The organism is Streptomyces sp. SS7 (assembly GCF_037993025.1).
Taxonomy (GTDB): Bacteria; Actinomycetota; Actinomycetes; order Streptomycetales; family Streptomycetaceae; genus Streptomyces.
The window spans coordinates 4,106,259-4,119,872 of the sequence record NZ_CP141223.1 but is presented as its reverse complement, the minus strand read 5'-3'; the positions used below and the strand labels follow the sequence as shown (position 1 = coordinate 4,119,872).

Here is a 13,614-nt window from a genome sequence, read left to right as displayed (position 1 = left end):
TGTAGGGGCAGCCACTGACAACGGGGTTATGCGAGGGCGTTGGTGAAGGCGGCCCAGGCGGTGGGGGTGATGTGGAAGGTGGGGCCGCTGTCGGGGGCGTGCTTGGAGTCGCGGATGTGGACGGCGGTGGGGGAGACGGCGACTTCGAGGCACTGCCCGCCCTCGTCGCCGCTGTAGCTCGACTTCCGCCACTCGACGGCGACTTCGAGGCAGGCGCCGCCTTCGCTGCCGCTGTAGCTCGACTTGAACCACTTCAGTGCATCGGCGCTCATTGCTCTCCTAGCAGGCGGTCGAGCAGGCCCAGCGAATCCTGGGGGGTCAGGGCCTGTGTTCGCAGCATCGCATACTTGCGCGCCAGGATGGACACCTCATCTGGGTCGGAAACCCACTGGCTGCCGCGTTGACCTTCGGCATACGCAAGGTGCTGGTGATCTGGTGTCTCGACCAGGATGAAAGGTCCGTCCAAGCCTGCGTTGCACGGGCTTCGCATCGGTAGGAACTGCAAGGACACGCAGGACAGTTCGGCCAGCTCCCGCAGATGCCGAAGCTGCGCCCGCCGATCCCCGATCTCCAGGTACAGCACCGGCTCCCACACCACGAAGCTCAGCGTCGGCGGGCTCTTCCGGTGCAGGATCTCCTGGCGGTTCAACCTCAGTGCCGTGTACGTCTCGATCTCGTCCTCGTCGTACGCCGGAACCCTGTTGCGCAGTACGGCCCGGACGTACGGCTCGTTCTGGAGGAGGCCCGGGAGGACCGCGTTGTCGTACCAGGACAGCGCGATGGCCTCCCGCTCGTGCTCCATGTACAGCTCTGCCCACAGGGGGAACTGGTCGATCTCCGGGAGGTTGGCCACCCCCGTCGCCAACATCCCCTTCGTGTCCAGGACTTCGTCCAGCAGTGCCGCCAGGTCCGGCTTCAGCGCACGTCGGCCCTGCTCGATCGACGCGATGGTCTCCTCGTCGACCCGGACGAGTCCGGCGAGGCCGATCTGGGTCAGGCCCGCCCCGCGCCGGGCCGTGCCGAGCTGTCTGCCCAGCATCTTCATGGTGGAGAGGTTCTTCTTGCGCTGGCTCATGGTGCTGCCATCCCCCCGCGTGCCCGTTCCCGACCCGGTGGCGACCCGTACAAATAATCTGTACGGGTTCACTCACTGATCAACGGTAGTCACTTTCCGTGACTCTTGTCCCGTGAACGAGACGATTCAACTCCCGCCCCTGTGCGAGAGGTTCTTCCGGCGTGAGCGGCGTTCCGTGCCGGCCGCGCGGCGGTTCGCGTCGGAGACCCTCGCCGGGTGGGGGCTCGCCGGGGCCGAGCGGGCCGACGACGTGCTGCTGTGTGTCAGCGAGCTGGTGACGAACGCGCTGCTGCACGGCGTACCGCCCGGCCGTCAGTTCCTGCTGTTCCTGCGGTACGACGGCCGGGCGTTGCGCGTCGAGGTGCACGACAGCGGGCCGGGGGTGCCCCGGGTGGTCGAGCCGGAGGGTGAGGGCGGGCGGGGACTGCTGCTGGTGGCCGCGCTGAGTGACGATTGGGGGGTTCGGGAGCGAGGGCTCGGCAAGGCGGTGTGGTGCGAGTTCGCCGGACCCTAGGACCTGTCCTGGTCGCGCTTGGGCCAGATCGGGCCCTCGTCGGTCCAGGTGACGCCCTTGTTGCGGCAGAGGCAGAAGGGGTGGCCGATCGGGTCGGTGTAGATTCGCCAGCCGTAGCCGTCGGGGCCGATGAAGTCCTGCCTCAGCGTGGCGCCGAGGTCCAGGACGCGGCGCTGCTCGGACTCGATGTCGTCCACTTCGAAGTCGAGGTGGAACTGCTTGGGGTGCTCGCTGTCGGGCCACTGCGGAGCGCGGTAGTCGTCCACCCGGATGAATGCCAGCTCGATCTCGCCGAACTGGATGCCGGCCCAGTCCTCGGAACTGTCTTCCTTGATCGGACGGCCCGTCACCCCGGAGTAGAAAGCAGCCAGCTTCATCGTGTCCGGGCAGTCGATGATGAAGTCGGTCAGTCGCAGCATTCCGCGATCTTGCCACAGGACAAGCCGCCCTGGGCGGCGCCGGTCAGCAGCGGACCGGCGCCGAGCAGGAGCGTTTGACGCTCAGAGCTTCTCGGGCGTGCGGATGCCCAGGAGGGCCATGCCCTGGTGGAGCGTGCGGGCCGTGACGTCACACAGGAAGAGACGGTTCTCCACCTGCTCCGGCGTCTCGGCCTTCAGCACCGGGCACTTGTCGTAGAAGGCCGTGTAGAGCGACGCCAGCTGGTACAGATAAGCCGCCACCTTGTGCGGGGCGTACTCCGCCGCCGCCTCGAAGACCGTGTCGCCGAACGCGTCCAGGTGCAGGCCCAGCGCCCGCTCCGCCGCGTGCAGTTCCAGCTCCGGGTGCGCGGCCGGCCGGACGTCTCCCGCCTTGCGCAGGATCGACTGGATACGGGCGTACGCGTACTGGAGGTAGACGGAGGTGTCGCCGTTCAGCGAGACCATCTGGTCCAGGTCGAACTTGTAGTCGCGGTTGGCCGACGTCGACAGGTCCGCGTACTTCACGGCGCCGATGCCGACCTGGGCGGCCCGCTCCTGGATCTCGTCCTCGGTGAGGTCCTGCGCCTTCTCCCGGACGACCTCGGCGGCCCGCTGCACCGCCTCGTCCAGCAGGTCCTCCAGGCGTACGGTCTCGCCCTCACGCGTCTTGAACGGCTTGCCGTCCGCGCCCAGCACGGTGCCGTAGCCCATGTTGTGCGCGGTGACGTCGTCGGTGAGCCAGCCCGCCCGGCGGGCCGTCTCGAAGACCATCTTGAAGTGCAGGGACTGGCGGACGTCCACGACGTAGATCAGGGACGTGGCGTGCAGCTCCTGGACCCGGTTGCGGATCGCGGTGAGGTCGGAGGCCGCGTAGCCGAAGCCGCCGTCGGCCTTCTGCACGATCAGCGGGACCGGCTGGTCGTCCTTGCCCCGGATGTCGTCGAAGAAGACCACGAGCGCGCCTTCGGAGCGGACCGCGACGCCCGTCTCCTCCAGGAGCCGGGCCGTCTCGGGCATGCCGTCGTTGTACGCCGACTCGCCGACGATCTCGTCGTCGCGGATCTCCATGTCGAGCTTCTCGAAGACCGAGGAGAAGTAGACCTTCGACTCGTCCACGAACCGCTGCCAGAAGTCCAGGGTCTCCTTGTCGCCGGACTGGAGGGCCACGACCCTCTTGCGCGCCCGCTCCTTGAAGTCCTCGTCCGCGTCGAACACCGCGCGGGAGGCCTTGTAGACCCGGTTCAGGTTCGACATGGCCTGCTCGCCGTCCGTGTCGGTCTCCGCGGACAGCGTGTCCGGGTTCTCGATCAGGTACTGGATGAGCATGCCGAACTGGGTGCCCCAGTCGCCGATGTGGTGCCGGCCGATCGTCTTCTCGCCGGTGAAGTCGAGCATGCCGCGCAGGGCGTCGCCGATCACCGCCGAGCGCAGATGCCCGACGTGCATCTCCTTCGCCACGTTCGGCTGGGCGTAGTCGATGACCGTGGTGCCCGGGTCCGCCTTGGCCGCCACGCCGAGCCGGTCGCCGTCCGCGTACCGCGCGGCCAGGTTCCGGGTGATCGCCCCGTCCGCGAGCGTGATGTTCAGGAAGCCGGGGCCGGAGACCTCGACGTCCTGGATCAGCTCGGCGCCGGTGGCGATGTGGGAGACGACCTGCGTCGCCAGCTCCCGCGGGTTGGCCTTCGCCTTCTTGGCCAGGGCCAGGATGCCGTTGGCCTGGAAGTCGGCCCGGTCGCTTCGGCGCAGCAGCGGGTCGACTCCGTCGGCTTCCGGGAGGGCGGAAGCGAGGGCGGAGGCGAGGTGCTGGTTGACGGAGTCGCTGAGGGACTTGACCGGGGCCATGGGAAAGGGCCGTTCTCGTCGAGGGGATCAGATAGACGTCGTCAGTATCCCATGAGGGATGAAGCGGTTTTTTGGCCGCGGGCCGGTGGGGGCTCGTCGCGCAGTTCCCCGCGCTCCTAAGAGGCGGCTGCGCCGCCTAAACTGGGGGCGCGGCCGTTTGACCGTATCGACTGCCCCGGAGAAAGAAGGACGTGCCGATCGTGGGTCAGAGCACCGAGACCACCGACTGGGTCTCCCGTTTCGCGGACGAGGTCATCGAGGAGTCGGAGCGTCGGGCCCCCGGCAAACCTGTCGTCGTCGCCTCCGGTCTGTCGCCCTCGGGCCCCATCCACCTGGGCAACCTCCGCGAGGTCATGACCCCGCACCTGGTCGCCGACGAGATCCGGCGCCGCGGTCACGAGGTCCGCCACCTGATCTCCTGGGACGACTACGACCGCTACCGCAAGGTGCCCGCCGGCATCGCCGGCGTCGACGACTCCTGGGCCGAGCACATCGGCAAGCCCCTGACCTCCGTCCCGGCCCCCGCCGGGTCGGCGTACCCGAACTGGTCCGAGCACTTCAAGGCCGCGATGACCGAGTCGCTGGCCGAGCTCGGCGTGGAGTTCGACGGCATCAGCCAGACCGCGCAGTACACCTCCGGCGTCTACCGCGACCAGGTGCTGCACGCCGTCGCGCACCGCGCCGAGATCGACGCGATCCTCGACCAGTACCGCACGAAGAAGGCGCCCGCCAAGCAGTCGCAGAAGCCGGTCGACGAGGCCGAGCTGGAGGCCGCCGAGGGCTCCGGCGCGGCGAGCGAGGACGACGGCAGCTCCGGCGCCGGGTCCGTCGGGTACTTCCCGTACAAGCCGTACTGCGGCAACTGCGAGAAGGACCTGACCACCGTCACCGCCTACGACGACGACTCCACCGAGCTGACTTACTCCTGCACCGCCTGCGGCTTCTCCGAGACCGTACGGCTGAACGAGTTCAACCGCGGCAAGCTCGTCTGGAAGGTCGACTGGCCCATGCGCTGGGCCTACGAGGGCGTGATCTTCGAGCCCTCCGGCGTCGACCACTCCTCGCCCGGCTCCTCCTTCCAGGTCGGCGGCCAGATCGTCGGCATCTTCGGCGGCAAGCAGCCCATCGGCCCGATGTACGCCTTCGTCGGCATCACCGGCATGGCCAAGATGTCCTCCTCGCGGGGCGGTGTGCCGACCCCCGCCGACGCGCTGAAGATCATGGAGCCGCAGCTCCTGCGCTGGCTCTACGCCCGCCGCCGCCCCAACCAGTCCTTCAAGATCGCCTTCGACCAGGAGATCCAGCGCCTCTACGACGAGTGGGACAAGCTCGACGCGAAGGTCGCCGACGGCTCCGCCCTGCCGGCCGACGTGGCCGCCCACTCGCGTGCGGTGCGGACCGCCGGCGGCGAGCTGCCGCGGACCGCGCGCGCCCTGCCGTACCGGACGCTCGCCTCCGTCGCCGACATCACCGCCGGGCACGAGGACCAGGCGCTGCGCATCCTGAGCGAACTCGACCCCTCCGACCCGCTCACCGCCCTCGACGAGGCCCGTCCGCGCTACGACAAGGCCGAGGCCTGGACCAACACGTACGTCCCCGCCGACCAGCGGACCGTCGTGCGTGAGCAGCCCGACGCCGAACTGCTGAAGTCCCTCGACGAGGCGTCCCGGCAGTCCCTGCGGCTGCTGCTGGACGGACTCGCCGAGAACTGGTCGCTGGACGGACTGACCCACCTCGTCTACGGCGTCCCGAAGGTCCAGGCCGGGTTCCCGGCCGACGCCACGCCCAAGGAACTGCCGCCGGAGATCAAGACCGCCCAGCGGACGTTCTTCGCGCTGCTCTACCACCTGCTCGTCGGCCGCGACACCGGTCCGCGACTGCCCACGCTGCTGCTCGCGGTGGGGCAGGAGCGGGTGCGGGGCCTGCTCGGCGAGTGACGCCGTGAGGAAAGCGCCCGGTGCCTTGGGGGACCGGGCGCTTTCTCGTGTGCGTGGGCGTTCCTAGTGCCGTGACCGGAAAGGTTCACCGGCTCGCGACGCCCGGCACGGCACCTCGCCGCGTTGTCGCATCACCCGAGTACATCCAGTACGCAGGCGACGCTCCGCCTTGCGATGCACCGCACCGGACGCCGCGAGCTTCCCGGCAAACCTTTCCGGTCACGGCACTAGGCGATGTGCTCGTCCGCCATCTCCGCGTTGAGACGGTTGGAGAAGCGGTTCACCATGCGCTTGGCCTCGGCCTCGGGGAGCGAGATGCCGTAGATCGCCTCCACGTCGACGATGAACCCCTTGGGGGTCGGCGCACCGTTGCCGCCCTTGATCGACTCACGGAAGACCTGGTAGTACGCGTTCTCGTCCGGCTCGTAGCCGCCGCCCTCGCCCAGCTCGCGGGTGCGGCCACCGGAACCCACCGGGATCGGGAACGTGCCGGTCTCCTCCGGGGCCGGTTCCTGGCCCGGGGCCGGGGGCTCCTCCTCGTACTGCTCCCGGTACTCCGTGGCCTGCTGCTCCTGCTCGTACCACTGGTCGTACTGCTCGGAAGGGTCGTACGGCGGGTCGTAGTTGGGGTCGTAGCCGCCGTGGTACTCGACCTCCTGCGGAGGCGTCTGGAACCAGGGGCTCTGGTCGGGCTCGGGCTCGGGGGCGTAGGCCTGTGGCCCGGGGTTGCGGCCGCCGCCGGGGATGGCGCGCTGCTCGTCCGCGGGCGTGGCTCTCGGTGGGACGGGTACCGCCCCGGCGGCGCGGCCGCCCGCGGCCGTCGAGAACATCTCGGCCGCCGCCGGCAGCTCCTGGTGATGGGGCGCCGGGGGAAGTACCGCCGGTTCTATGCCTGCCGCCGCCAGGCCCGCGGGGGCCGTCTCCGCGAGGGGCACGCCGTAGCGCGCCAGACGGAGCGGCATCAGGGACTCCACCGGGGCCTTGCGGCGCCAGGCGCGACCGAAGCGGGAGCGCAGGCGGGCCTGGTAGACGAGACGTTCCTGCTCCAGCTTGATCACCTGGTCGTAGGAGCGCAGTTCCCAGAGCTTCATCCGGCGCCAGAGGAGGAACGTCGGCACCGGCGAGAGCAGCCAGCGCGTGATGCGGACGCCCTCCATGTGCTTGTCCGCGGTGATGTCCGCGATCCGGCCGATCGCGTGCCGGGCGGCCTCGACGGAGACCACGAACAGGATCGGGATCACCGCGTGCATGCCGGTGCCCAGCGGGTCCGGCCAGGCGGCCGCGCCGTTGAAGGCGATCGTGGCCGCCGTCAGCAGCCATGCCGTCTGCCGCAGCAGGGGGAAGGGGATGCGGATCCAGGTCAGGAGCAGATCCAGGGCGAGCAGGACGCAGATCCCCGCGTCGATGCCGATCGGGAACACGTACGAGAAGTTCCCGAAACCTTTCTTCAGGGCCAGCTCGCGCACGGCCGCGTACGAGCCGGCGAAGCCGATGCCGGCGATGATCACGGCGCCGGTCACGACCACGCCTATGAGAACGCGGTGCATCCGAGTCAGCTGGATTGGCGCGGACACCTACTCCCCTCCCCTTGCGTGTTGTTGCGCGCAACAGGGTGGCACATGTGTACGGCGGACGCGTGTCCGGTCCGTCAGCTCTTTGCGGACGAGGCCTTGGACGCCGTCGCCTTCGCGGCCGCCGAAGCCGACTTCGTCGCCGTCGGCTTCGGGGTGGCGGACGCGGACCCCGACGCCGACGGGGACTGCGACGGGCTCGTCGTCGCGGCCGAACCCCCGTTGTCCCCTTCGCCGTTGGCGGACCGGACCGCCGCCACGACCTCCTGGGCCGCCTTCTTCGCGGACGCCGTCAGGGTGTCCCCGCTGGGCGTCTTCTCGCCGGCCAGACCGGCGCCGTTGTAGTCGAGCGTGATGACGACGTTCTCGACGCGGGCCACGACCGTCTGCTGTTTGAAGGCGCCTTCCTTCTTCTTCAGGTCGTAGCGCACCACCGTCGCCTGGTCGCCCGTGCCGGTGACCGTCTCCGTCTTGGCGTTCTTGGCGTCCGCCACCGTCTGGGCGGCTTTGACCTGCTTCGCGTAGTACGTCTGTGCCTGCGACTCGGCGTCACCGGTCGCCGCGTCCGACTCGAACCGCAGCAGGGAGACGTTGAGCCAGCGGAACTGCGACCCCTTCACCCCGTTGTTGTCCAGGCTGGACCAGGAACAGCTGGCGCGGGCGCCCGTGTCGGAGGAGTCGCCCTCCTTGCCGGAGGACGTGCCCTTCGGGACCAGTTCCGTCAGCGTCTTCTTCGACAGCACCTTGCAGGCGCCCGGCAGCGTCGCGTACGCGGCCGCCTCGACAGCGGGGGCGGTGGTCGCGGCGGTGTCGCCGGAACCGCCCGTGCCCTGCGCGCCGTCCGCGGCGGAGGCGGCGCCGGCCGAGCCCGAGTCCGAGCCGGAGTCCGAGGAGCATGCCGCGGCGAACACCATCACCGGCACCGCGAGCGCGGCGGCCAGGACGCGGTTCAGGCCCCCCGTGCGGGTGGCGCGCTGGTCAAACTGGTCGTCTCGCTGGGCTCGTCGCTGCATGGTTCCTTCACTCATGACGCTCGTGGTTCCTGCGGTCGGATCGGGTCCGAGGGGCCACGGTACGCGGTGGGACAGCTGTGCGGTTCCGCTTCACCCGCTGTGCGGACCCGCCGGACGCCGACGCCGAAGGCCGTTATCCGGCCAGGGAGTCGGCGAGCTGAGAAGCCAGTTTCCGGGCCTTGTCCTGCATTTCCTTGCTGTCCGGGACGGTTCCGACCGTCGCCGGCTGCTCCTCGTACTCGATGGTCACGATGACGTTGGACGTGCGGAACGCCACAGTCACCGTGCGCTGTCTGACCGTGGAACCCGAGCTGCTGAGCGCGTCGTCCACGAACGCCTCGTCACCGAGGTCGTCCAGCAGGCGGGGCTGGAGGTCGGTGGGGGCGGAGGAGGGGGAGGCGCCCGCCGAGCCGGAGCCGGAGGCCGAGGGCGGCGCGGAGGAGGCGGCCGCACCGGAGGGAGAGGACGAAGGGGACGAAGGGGATGCGGTGGAGGAGGGTGCGGCGGAGGAAGGGGACCCCGTGCCGGACTCGGAGGCCGCGGGCTGCGGGATGTCGGCCGCGGTGACCTTCCGCGCGAACAACTCCTCGGCCTCGTCGTCGTCGCTGACGGAGTTGTCGTAGGAGACGACGCGTTCGAGGTCGACGAAGAGATGGTCCGTGGCGTCCGCCGACTGCACCTTCCAACGGCAGCCGTCCTTGCGGTCGGTGTCGAACGTCAGCGTCGCCTCGCCGTCGTAGGCGGTCTCGCGCTGCTTCTCGTCGGTGAGTTGCCCGATGCCGGGCAGCAGGGAGTCGAGCGTGGGACGGGCGACGGCGCTGCAGGCCTCGGGCAGGGTCGTGTACTTGCCGGGCTGCGCGGTGGCCGAGGCGGTGCCGGCCTCGCCGGGGTTGGAGTCGTCCGTGGAACCGCCGTTGTCCGAACTGCCGGTGCAGCCGGCCAGCAGCGCCGCGAGGAGTGCGGCGATGCCGGGTACGTAGGCCTTCCGGTGCACGGTCGGCTCCTCTCGACGGTTCGCGTGGCGAGCGGGACGGCGATCTTGGGTCCAGTGTCCCCGCTGCTTAATCGCTTGCCGGACGGGGGCGGCCCCAGCAGACAATGTGTATCGCACGCAACACCGTGGCCGCCGGTCCGATGTCCCATTCGTTGATCTTGGCGCCGGTTTTGCGACTTGAGACTTCTGTTGGGTATCCGGGGGATTGAGGACGCTATGTCATATGTAGAGATGCCGGGCGCGAAGGTACCGATCCGGATGTGGGCCGACCCGGCGTCGGTGGAGGACGTGGCGCTCCAGCAGCTGCGCAACGTCGCCACCCTGCCGTGGATCAAGGGCCTCGCCGTGATGCCGGACGTCCACTACGGCAAGGGCGCGACGGTCGGGTCGGTCATCGCGATGCGGGGCGCGGTCTGCCCGGCGGCGGTCGGTGTGGACATCGGCTGCGGGATGTCCGCGGTGAAGACGTCCCTGACGGCGAACGACCTGCCGGGGGACCTGTCCCGCCTGCGCTCGAAGATCGAGCAGGCGATTCCGGTGGGGCGGGGGATGCACGAGGACCCCGTGGACCCGGGGGCGTTCCACGGCTTCGCGACCGCGGGGTGGGACGACTTCTGGGGGCGGTTCGACGGGGTGGCCGAGGCGGTGAAGTTCCGTCAGGAGCGTGCCACGAGGCAGATGGGAACTCTCGGAAGCGGGAACCACTTTGTCGAAGTGTGCACGGATACGGTCGGATCTGTCTGGCTGATGCTGCACTCCGGTTCCCGGAACATCGGCAAGGAGCTCGCGGAGCACCACATCGGCATAGCCCAGAAGCTCCCGCACAACCAGAACCTGGTCGACCGCGACCTCGCCGTCTTCATCGCGGAGACACCGCAGATGGCGGCGTACCGCAACGACTTGTTCTGGGCGCAGGAATACGCGAAGTACAACCGCACGATCATGATGGCGCTGCTGAAGGACGTGATGCGCAAGGAGTTCCGGAAGGCGAAGCCCACCTTCGAGCCGGAGATCAGCGCGCACCACAACTACGTTGCCCAGGAGCGCTACGACGGGATGGACCTGCTCGTGACCCGCAAGGGCGCGATCAGGGCCGGTTCCGGCGAATACGGGATCATCCCCGGCTCCATGGGCACCGGTTCCTACATCGTGAAGGGCCTCGGGAACGAGAAGTCCTTCAACTCCGCCTCGCACGGCGCGGGTCGGCGCATGAGCCGCAACGCGGCCAAGCGGCGCTTCTCGACGAAGGACCTGGAGGAGCAGACGCGGGGCGTGGAGTGCCGAAAGGACTCCGGCGTCGTGGACGAGATCCCGGGCGCCTACAAGCCGATCGACCAGGTCATCGACCAGCAGCGGGACCTGGTCGAGGTCGTGGCGAAGCTGAAGCAGGTCGTCTGCGTGAAGGGCTGACCCGCCTCACACGGCCGGCGCGTTGTCCCCGTCACCGGGCGAGGGCAACGCGCTACAGCCGTTTCTCCAGGAGTGTCACCGCGTACGGGCTGCCCGATCCGCCGTCCTTTTCCCGTTGTTCGCCCACCACCGTGTAGCCCGCCGCCTCGTAGTAGGCGCGCAGGCGGGGGTTGGAGGAGAGGCAGTCCAGGCGGGCGTAGGGGCGGCCCGCTGCGGCTATGCGGGATTCGGCGTGGGCCAGGAGGGCGCGGCCCGTGGCCGGGGGTGCGGTGTACGGGGTGGTCATCAGGCGGTGGACGTAGCCGGCGTCGGGTGGGCGGGGGCCCCAGGCCGCGGGGTCGGACCACCAGAGTTCGTAGGCGCCGGTCGGCACGGCGTCCGTGTGGGACAGCCAGACCTCGCCGGACTCCATGCGGTCGCGGAAGTGGGTCTCGTCCTTCTCGCCCGGCTTCCATTGGTCGATTCCGTGGGCGAGTTGCCAGAGGGCGGCGGTGTCGCGGAGGCGGACCAGCAGGGGGGCCTCGGCCGGGGTCGCCCTGCGGAAGGTCAGGGGTGGCCAGGTGGCGGGGACGGGCTCCAGGAGGTGGGCGCGGAGGGCGACGGAGAGCGGCGCCGCGTCCACGCCCAGGGCGGTCGTGACGTAGGACTCCACCGAGCCGTAGCGGCTGCGCAGGGAGGCGAGGAACAGGCGCATGACGGACTCGGGGGCCCGTGCGGCGGCCGGCCGGGCCGGGGAGCGGCCCTCGTTGCGGATGCGCCCGTCGGACAGCGGGGCCCGGCCGGCCAGTTCGGTCAGGGTGCAGTCGAAGACGATCGTGTCGTCGGGGACGCCGAGGAGGGCCAGCACCAGGGCCGCGAGCCGGTCCGTGCGGTCGTTGCCCGAGGCGCAGTGGAAGGCGAGGGGGGAGCGGGCCCGCGCGATCAGTCCGAGAGCGGTCGCCGGCTTCTCCGTGCGGAGGTCGATCGCCGTGCCCACGGACAGGGACGGGAACCGGTCCCGGTCGGCGGTGTGCTTCGTCGGGTCGCCCGGGGAGTCCGCGCGGTAGAGGCGGCCGGGGCGGACCCGGAGGCCGTCGGTGGTGCGGTAGCCGCCCAGGTCGCGGAAGGTGTGCGGGCTGTCGAAGGCGGGGTGTCTGTCCACGGTGTGACCCTATGCGGAGGGCGCGGAACCGGATGGGGGTGAACTGGTGTCTTAGGCTGGCCGGTTCGGGTCGTGGACACGGGGGTGTCGGATGCAGCGGATGCGTGGTGCGGTGGCGGTGGCGGGGCTCGTGCTCGTCGTGGGCACTCTGCTCGCGGGGTGTTCGCAGGAGTACGAGGACAAGCGGGGGAAGGGGGACGCCCCGGTCGCCGGGAAGGCGGGGGACGACACTCCGGCCGAGGTGTTCAACATGCCGGACGGGTTCGGCAACCTCGCCACCAAGTGCGTGGGGCACGGGTTCAGGGCGTATGTGACGACCAACGCGACGGGGCCGTCGAATGTGCAGATCGTCGAGGACAAGTCGTGCGGGGGCTGAGGGCCGCGGGGGCGGTGGCCGTGCTCGTGCTCGCGCTCGGCGGGTGTGCGTCGCAGCAGTACTACGACGAGCGGGGGAAGGCCGACGCCCCGGTGGCGGGGCGGGCGGGCGAGGACTCCGCCGCCGAGGTCTACAACTTCCCCGACGGGTTCGGCAACCTCGCCACCAAGTGCGTGGGGAAGGGCAAGCGGGCGTACGCGACGACGAAGTTCGTGCAGCAGGAGGACGAGGACGAGGTGATCGTCGTCCCGGCCAACGCGGTGATCGTCGACGACCCGCGGTGTCAGGCGCCGTGAGGGGTCACTTCGCGTGCCGCACCGCGTAGATCATGACGAACGCCACGATGTGGATGCCGAAGAGGAAGTAGCCGAGCCACCACCACATCTGGCGCTCGTCGTGCGGCCCCCGGGGTTCCTCGCCCGCCATCACAGCTCCCGGTGCACTTTGGTGTTCGAGGCCTGGGCGCGGGGGCGCAGCACCAGGAGGTCCACGTTGACGTGGCTGGGCCGGGTCACCGTCCAGGCGATGGTGTCGGCGACGTCGTCGGCGGTGAGCGGTGCGGCGACGCCCTCGTAGACCTTGGCGGCCCGGTCCTCGTCGCCGCCGAAGCGGGTGAGGGCGAACTCGTCGGTCTTGACCATGCCGGGGGCGACCTCGATGACGCGGACCGGCCGGCCGACGATCTCCAGGCGGAGGGTCTCGGCGAGGACGTGCGCGCCGTGCTTGGCGGCGACATAGCCGGCGCCGCCCTCGTAGGTGCCGTGGCCGGCGGTGGAGGAGACGACGACGATCGTGCCGTCGCCGCTCGCGTCGAGCTTGGGCAGCAGGGCCTGGGTGAGGTTGAGGGTGCCGATGACGTTCGTCTCGTACATCGTGCGCCAGTCGGCGGGGTCGCCGGTGGCCACCGGGTCGGCGCCGAGCGCCCCGCCCGCGTTGTTGACCAGGACGCCGACCGTCGTGAAGGCGGTGGCGAACTCGTCGACGGCGGCGCGGTCCGTGACGTCCAGCGGGTACGCGGTCGCCGAGCCGCCCGCCGCGACGATCTCCTCGGCCAGCGCCTCGATACGGTCCTTGCGGCGGGCGGTGAGGACGACGCGGTAGCCGGCGGCGGCGAGGCGGCGGGCCGTGGCGGCGCCGATTCCGCTGCTCGCACCGGTGACGACGGCGATGCGGGAGGCGGCGGACGGGGCGGCGGTGGCCATGGGACTGCTCCTCGGGCTACGCGATCGGGCTGGCGCGGAAAGGTCGGCCGGCCTCGAAAGGCCGTCCGGCCAGGATAGGCGGGAAACGCGGGACGGACGCCGGGGTGTCCGTGAGGTGGA

Annotated in this window: 15 protein-coding genes; 5 read left to right on the top strand and 10 right to left on the bottom strand. The window is 70.1% G+C overall.

What is annotated here, in order from left to right; all coding sequences use genetic code 11:
* Positions 1–26 precede the first annotated feature (26 nt).
* On the bottom strand, positions 27–272 hold the full coding sequence (locus tag U5640_RS19020; protein WP_340376961.1) for a DUF397 domain-containing protein: 246 nt from the start codon (positions 270–272) through the stop codon (positions 27–29).
* A complete protein-coding gene (locus U5640_RS19015) occupies positions 269–1,075 on the bottom strand; it encodes a helix-turn-helix transcriptional regulator (protein ID WP_340376960.1) in 807 nt (268 codons plus the stop codon). Before U5640_RS19015 ends, U5640_RS19020 begins: the two co-directional genes overlap by 4 nt.
* 112 nt (positions 1,076–1,187) lie before the next feature.
* Between U5640_RS19015 and U5640_RS19010 the strand changes: the two genes are divergently transcribed.
* On the top strand, positions 1,188–1,589 hold the full coding sequence (locus U5640_RS19010) for an ATP-binding protein (RefSeq protein WP_067249598.1): 402 nt from the start codon (positions 1,188–1,190) through the stop codon (positions 1,587–1,589).
* Here U5640_RS19010 and U5640_RS19005 read toward each other — a convergent pair.
* Both U5640_RS19005 and argS read right to left on the bottom strand, forming a co-directional pair.
* On the bottom strand, positions 1,586–2,008 hold the full coding sequence (locus U5640_RS19005; RefSeq protein ID WP_340376959.1) for a VOC family protein: 423 nt from the start codon (positions 2,006–2,008) through the stop codon (positions 1,586–1,588). The genes U5640_RS19010 and U5640_RS19005 overlap by 4 nt on opposite strands.
* A gap of 81 nt (positions 2,009–2,089) precedes the next feature.
* The gene (argS, locus tag U5640_RS19000; protein WP_340376958.1) at positions 2,090–3,850 is read right to left on the bottom strand and encodes an arginine--tRNA ligase; all 1,761 of its coding nucleotides are present in this window, start codon (positions 3,848–3,850) and stop codon (positions 2,090–2,092) included.
* A 191-nt stretch (positions 3,851–4,041) separates the two neighbouring features.
* On the opposite strand from argS, the gene lysS reads away from it, so the two are divergent.
* A complete protein-coding gene (lysS, locus tag U5640_RS18995) occupies positions 4,042–5,787 on the top strand; it encodes a lysine--tRNA ligase (RefSeq protein WP_340376957.1) in 1,746 nt (581 codons plus the stop codon).
* Positions 5,788–6,014: 227 nt separating this feature from the next.
* On the opposite strand, the gene U5640_RS18990 is transcribed toward lysS, so the two are convergent.
* The 3 genes from U5640_RS18990 to U5640_RS18980 all read right to left on the bottom strand — a co-directional run bounded on the left by U5640_RS18990 (position 6,015) and on the right by U5640_RS18980 (position 9,365).
* On the bottom strand, positions 6,015–7,361 hold the full coding sequence (locus U5640_RS18990) for a DUF2637 domain-containing protein (protein ID WP_340376956.1): 1,347 nt from the start codon (positions 7,359–7,361) through the stop codon (positions 6,015–6,017).
* A 74-nt stretch (positions 7,362–7,435) separates the two neighbouring features.
* Complete coding sequence (locus U5640_RS18985) at positions 7,436–8,386, bottom strand: DUF3558 domain-containing protein (RefSeq protein WP_340376955.1); 951 nt, start codon at positions 8,384–8,386, stop codon at positions 7,436–7,438.
* Between the two features lie 118 nt (positions 8,387–8,504).
* Complete coding sequence (locus U5640_RS18980) at positions 8,505–9,365, bottom strand: DUF3558 domain-containing protein (RefSeq protein WP_340376954.1); 861 nt, start codon at positions 9,363–9,365, stop codon at positions 8,505–8,507.
* A gap of 216 nt (positions 9,366–9,581) precedes the next feature.
* Between U5640_RS18980 and U5640_RS18975 the strand changes: the two genes are divergently transcribed.
* Positions 9,582–10,775, top strand: a complete 1,194-nt coding sequence (locus U5640_RS18975) for an RtcB family protein (protein WP_340376953.1) — start codon at positions 9,582–9,584, stop codon at positions 10,773–10,775.
* Between the two features lie 52 nt (positions 10,776–10,827).
* Here the strand turns inward: U5640_RS18975 and U5640_RS18970 are convergent, their stop codons facing one another.
* Positions 10,828–11,916 carry a tyrosine-protein phosphatase gene (locus U5640_RS18970; protein ID WP_340376952.1) on the bottom strand — a complete coding sequence of 363 codons (1,089 nt, stop codon included), beginning with the start codon at positions 11,914–11,916 and terminating at the stop codon, positions 10,828–10,830.
* Positions 11,917–12,007: 91 nt separating this feature from the next.
* Between U5640_RS18970 and U5640_RS18965 the strand changes: the two genes are divergently transcribed.
* Entirely contained in the window at positions 12,008–12,292 is a 285-nt protein-coding gene (locus U5640_RS18965) for a hypothetical protein (protein WP_340376951.1), read from the top strand.
* Positions 12,280–12,588, top strand: coding sequence for a hypothetical protein (locus U5640_RS18960; RefSeq protein ID WP_340376950.1), 309 nt, complete (start codon positions 12,280–12,282; stop codon positions 12,586–12,588). Before U5640_RS18965 ends, U5640_RS18960 begins: the two co-directional genes overlap by 13 nt.
* 4 nt (positions 12,589–12,592) lie before the next feature.
* On the opposite strand, the gene U5640_RS18955 is transcribed toward U5640_RS18960, so the two are convergent.
* Together U5640_RS18955 and U5640_RS18950 are read right to left on the bottom strand one after the other, a co-directional pair.
* Positions 12,593–12,718, bottom strand: a complete 126-nt coding sequence (locus U5640_RS18955; RefSeq protein WP_340376949.1) for a hypothetical protein — start codon at positions 12,716–12,718, stop codon at positions 12,593–12,595.
* Positions 12,718–13,494, bottom strand: coding sequence for an SDR family NAD(P)-dependent oxidoreductase (locus tag U5640_RS18950; RefSeq protein WP_340376948.1), 777 nt, complete (start codon positions 13,492–13,494; stop codon positions 12,718–12,720). The genes U5640_RS18955 and U5640_RS18950 overlap by 1 nt, the downstream gene beginning before the upstream one ends.
* Positions 13,495–13,614 lie beyond the last annotated feature (120 nt).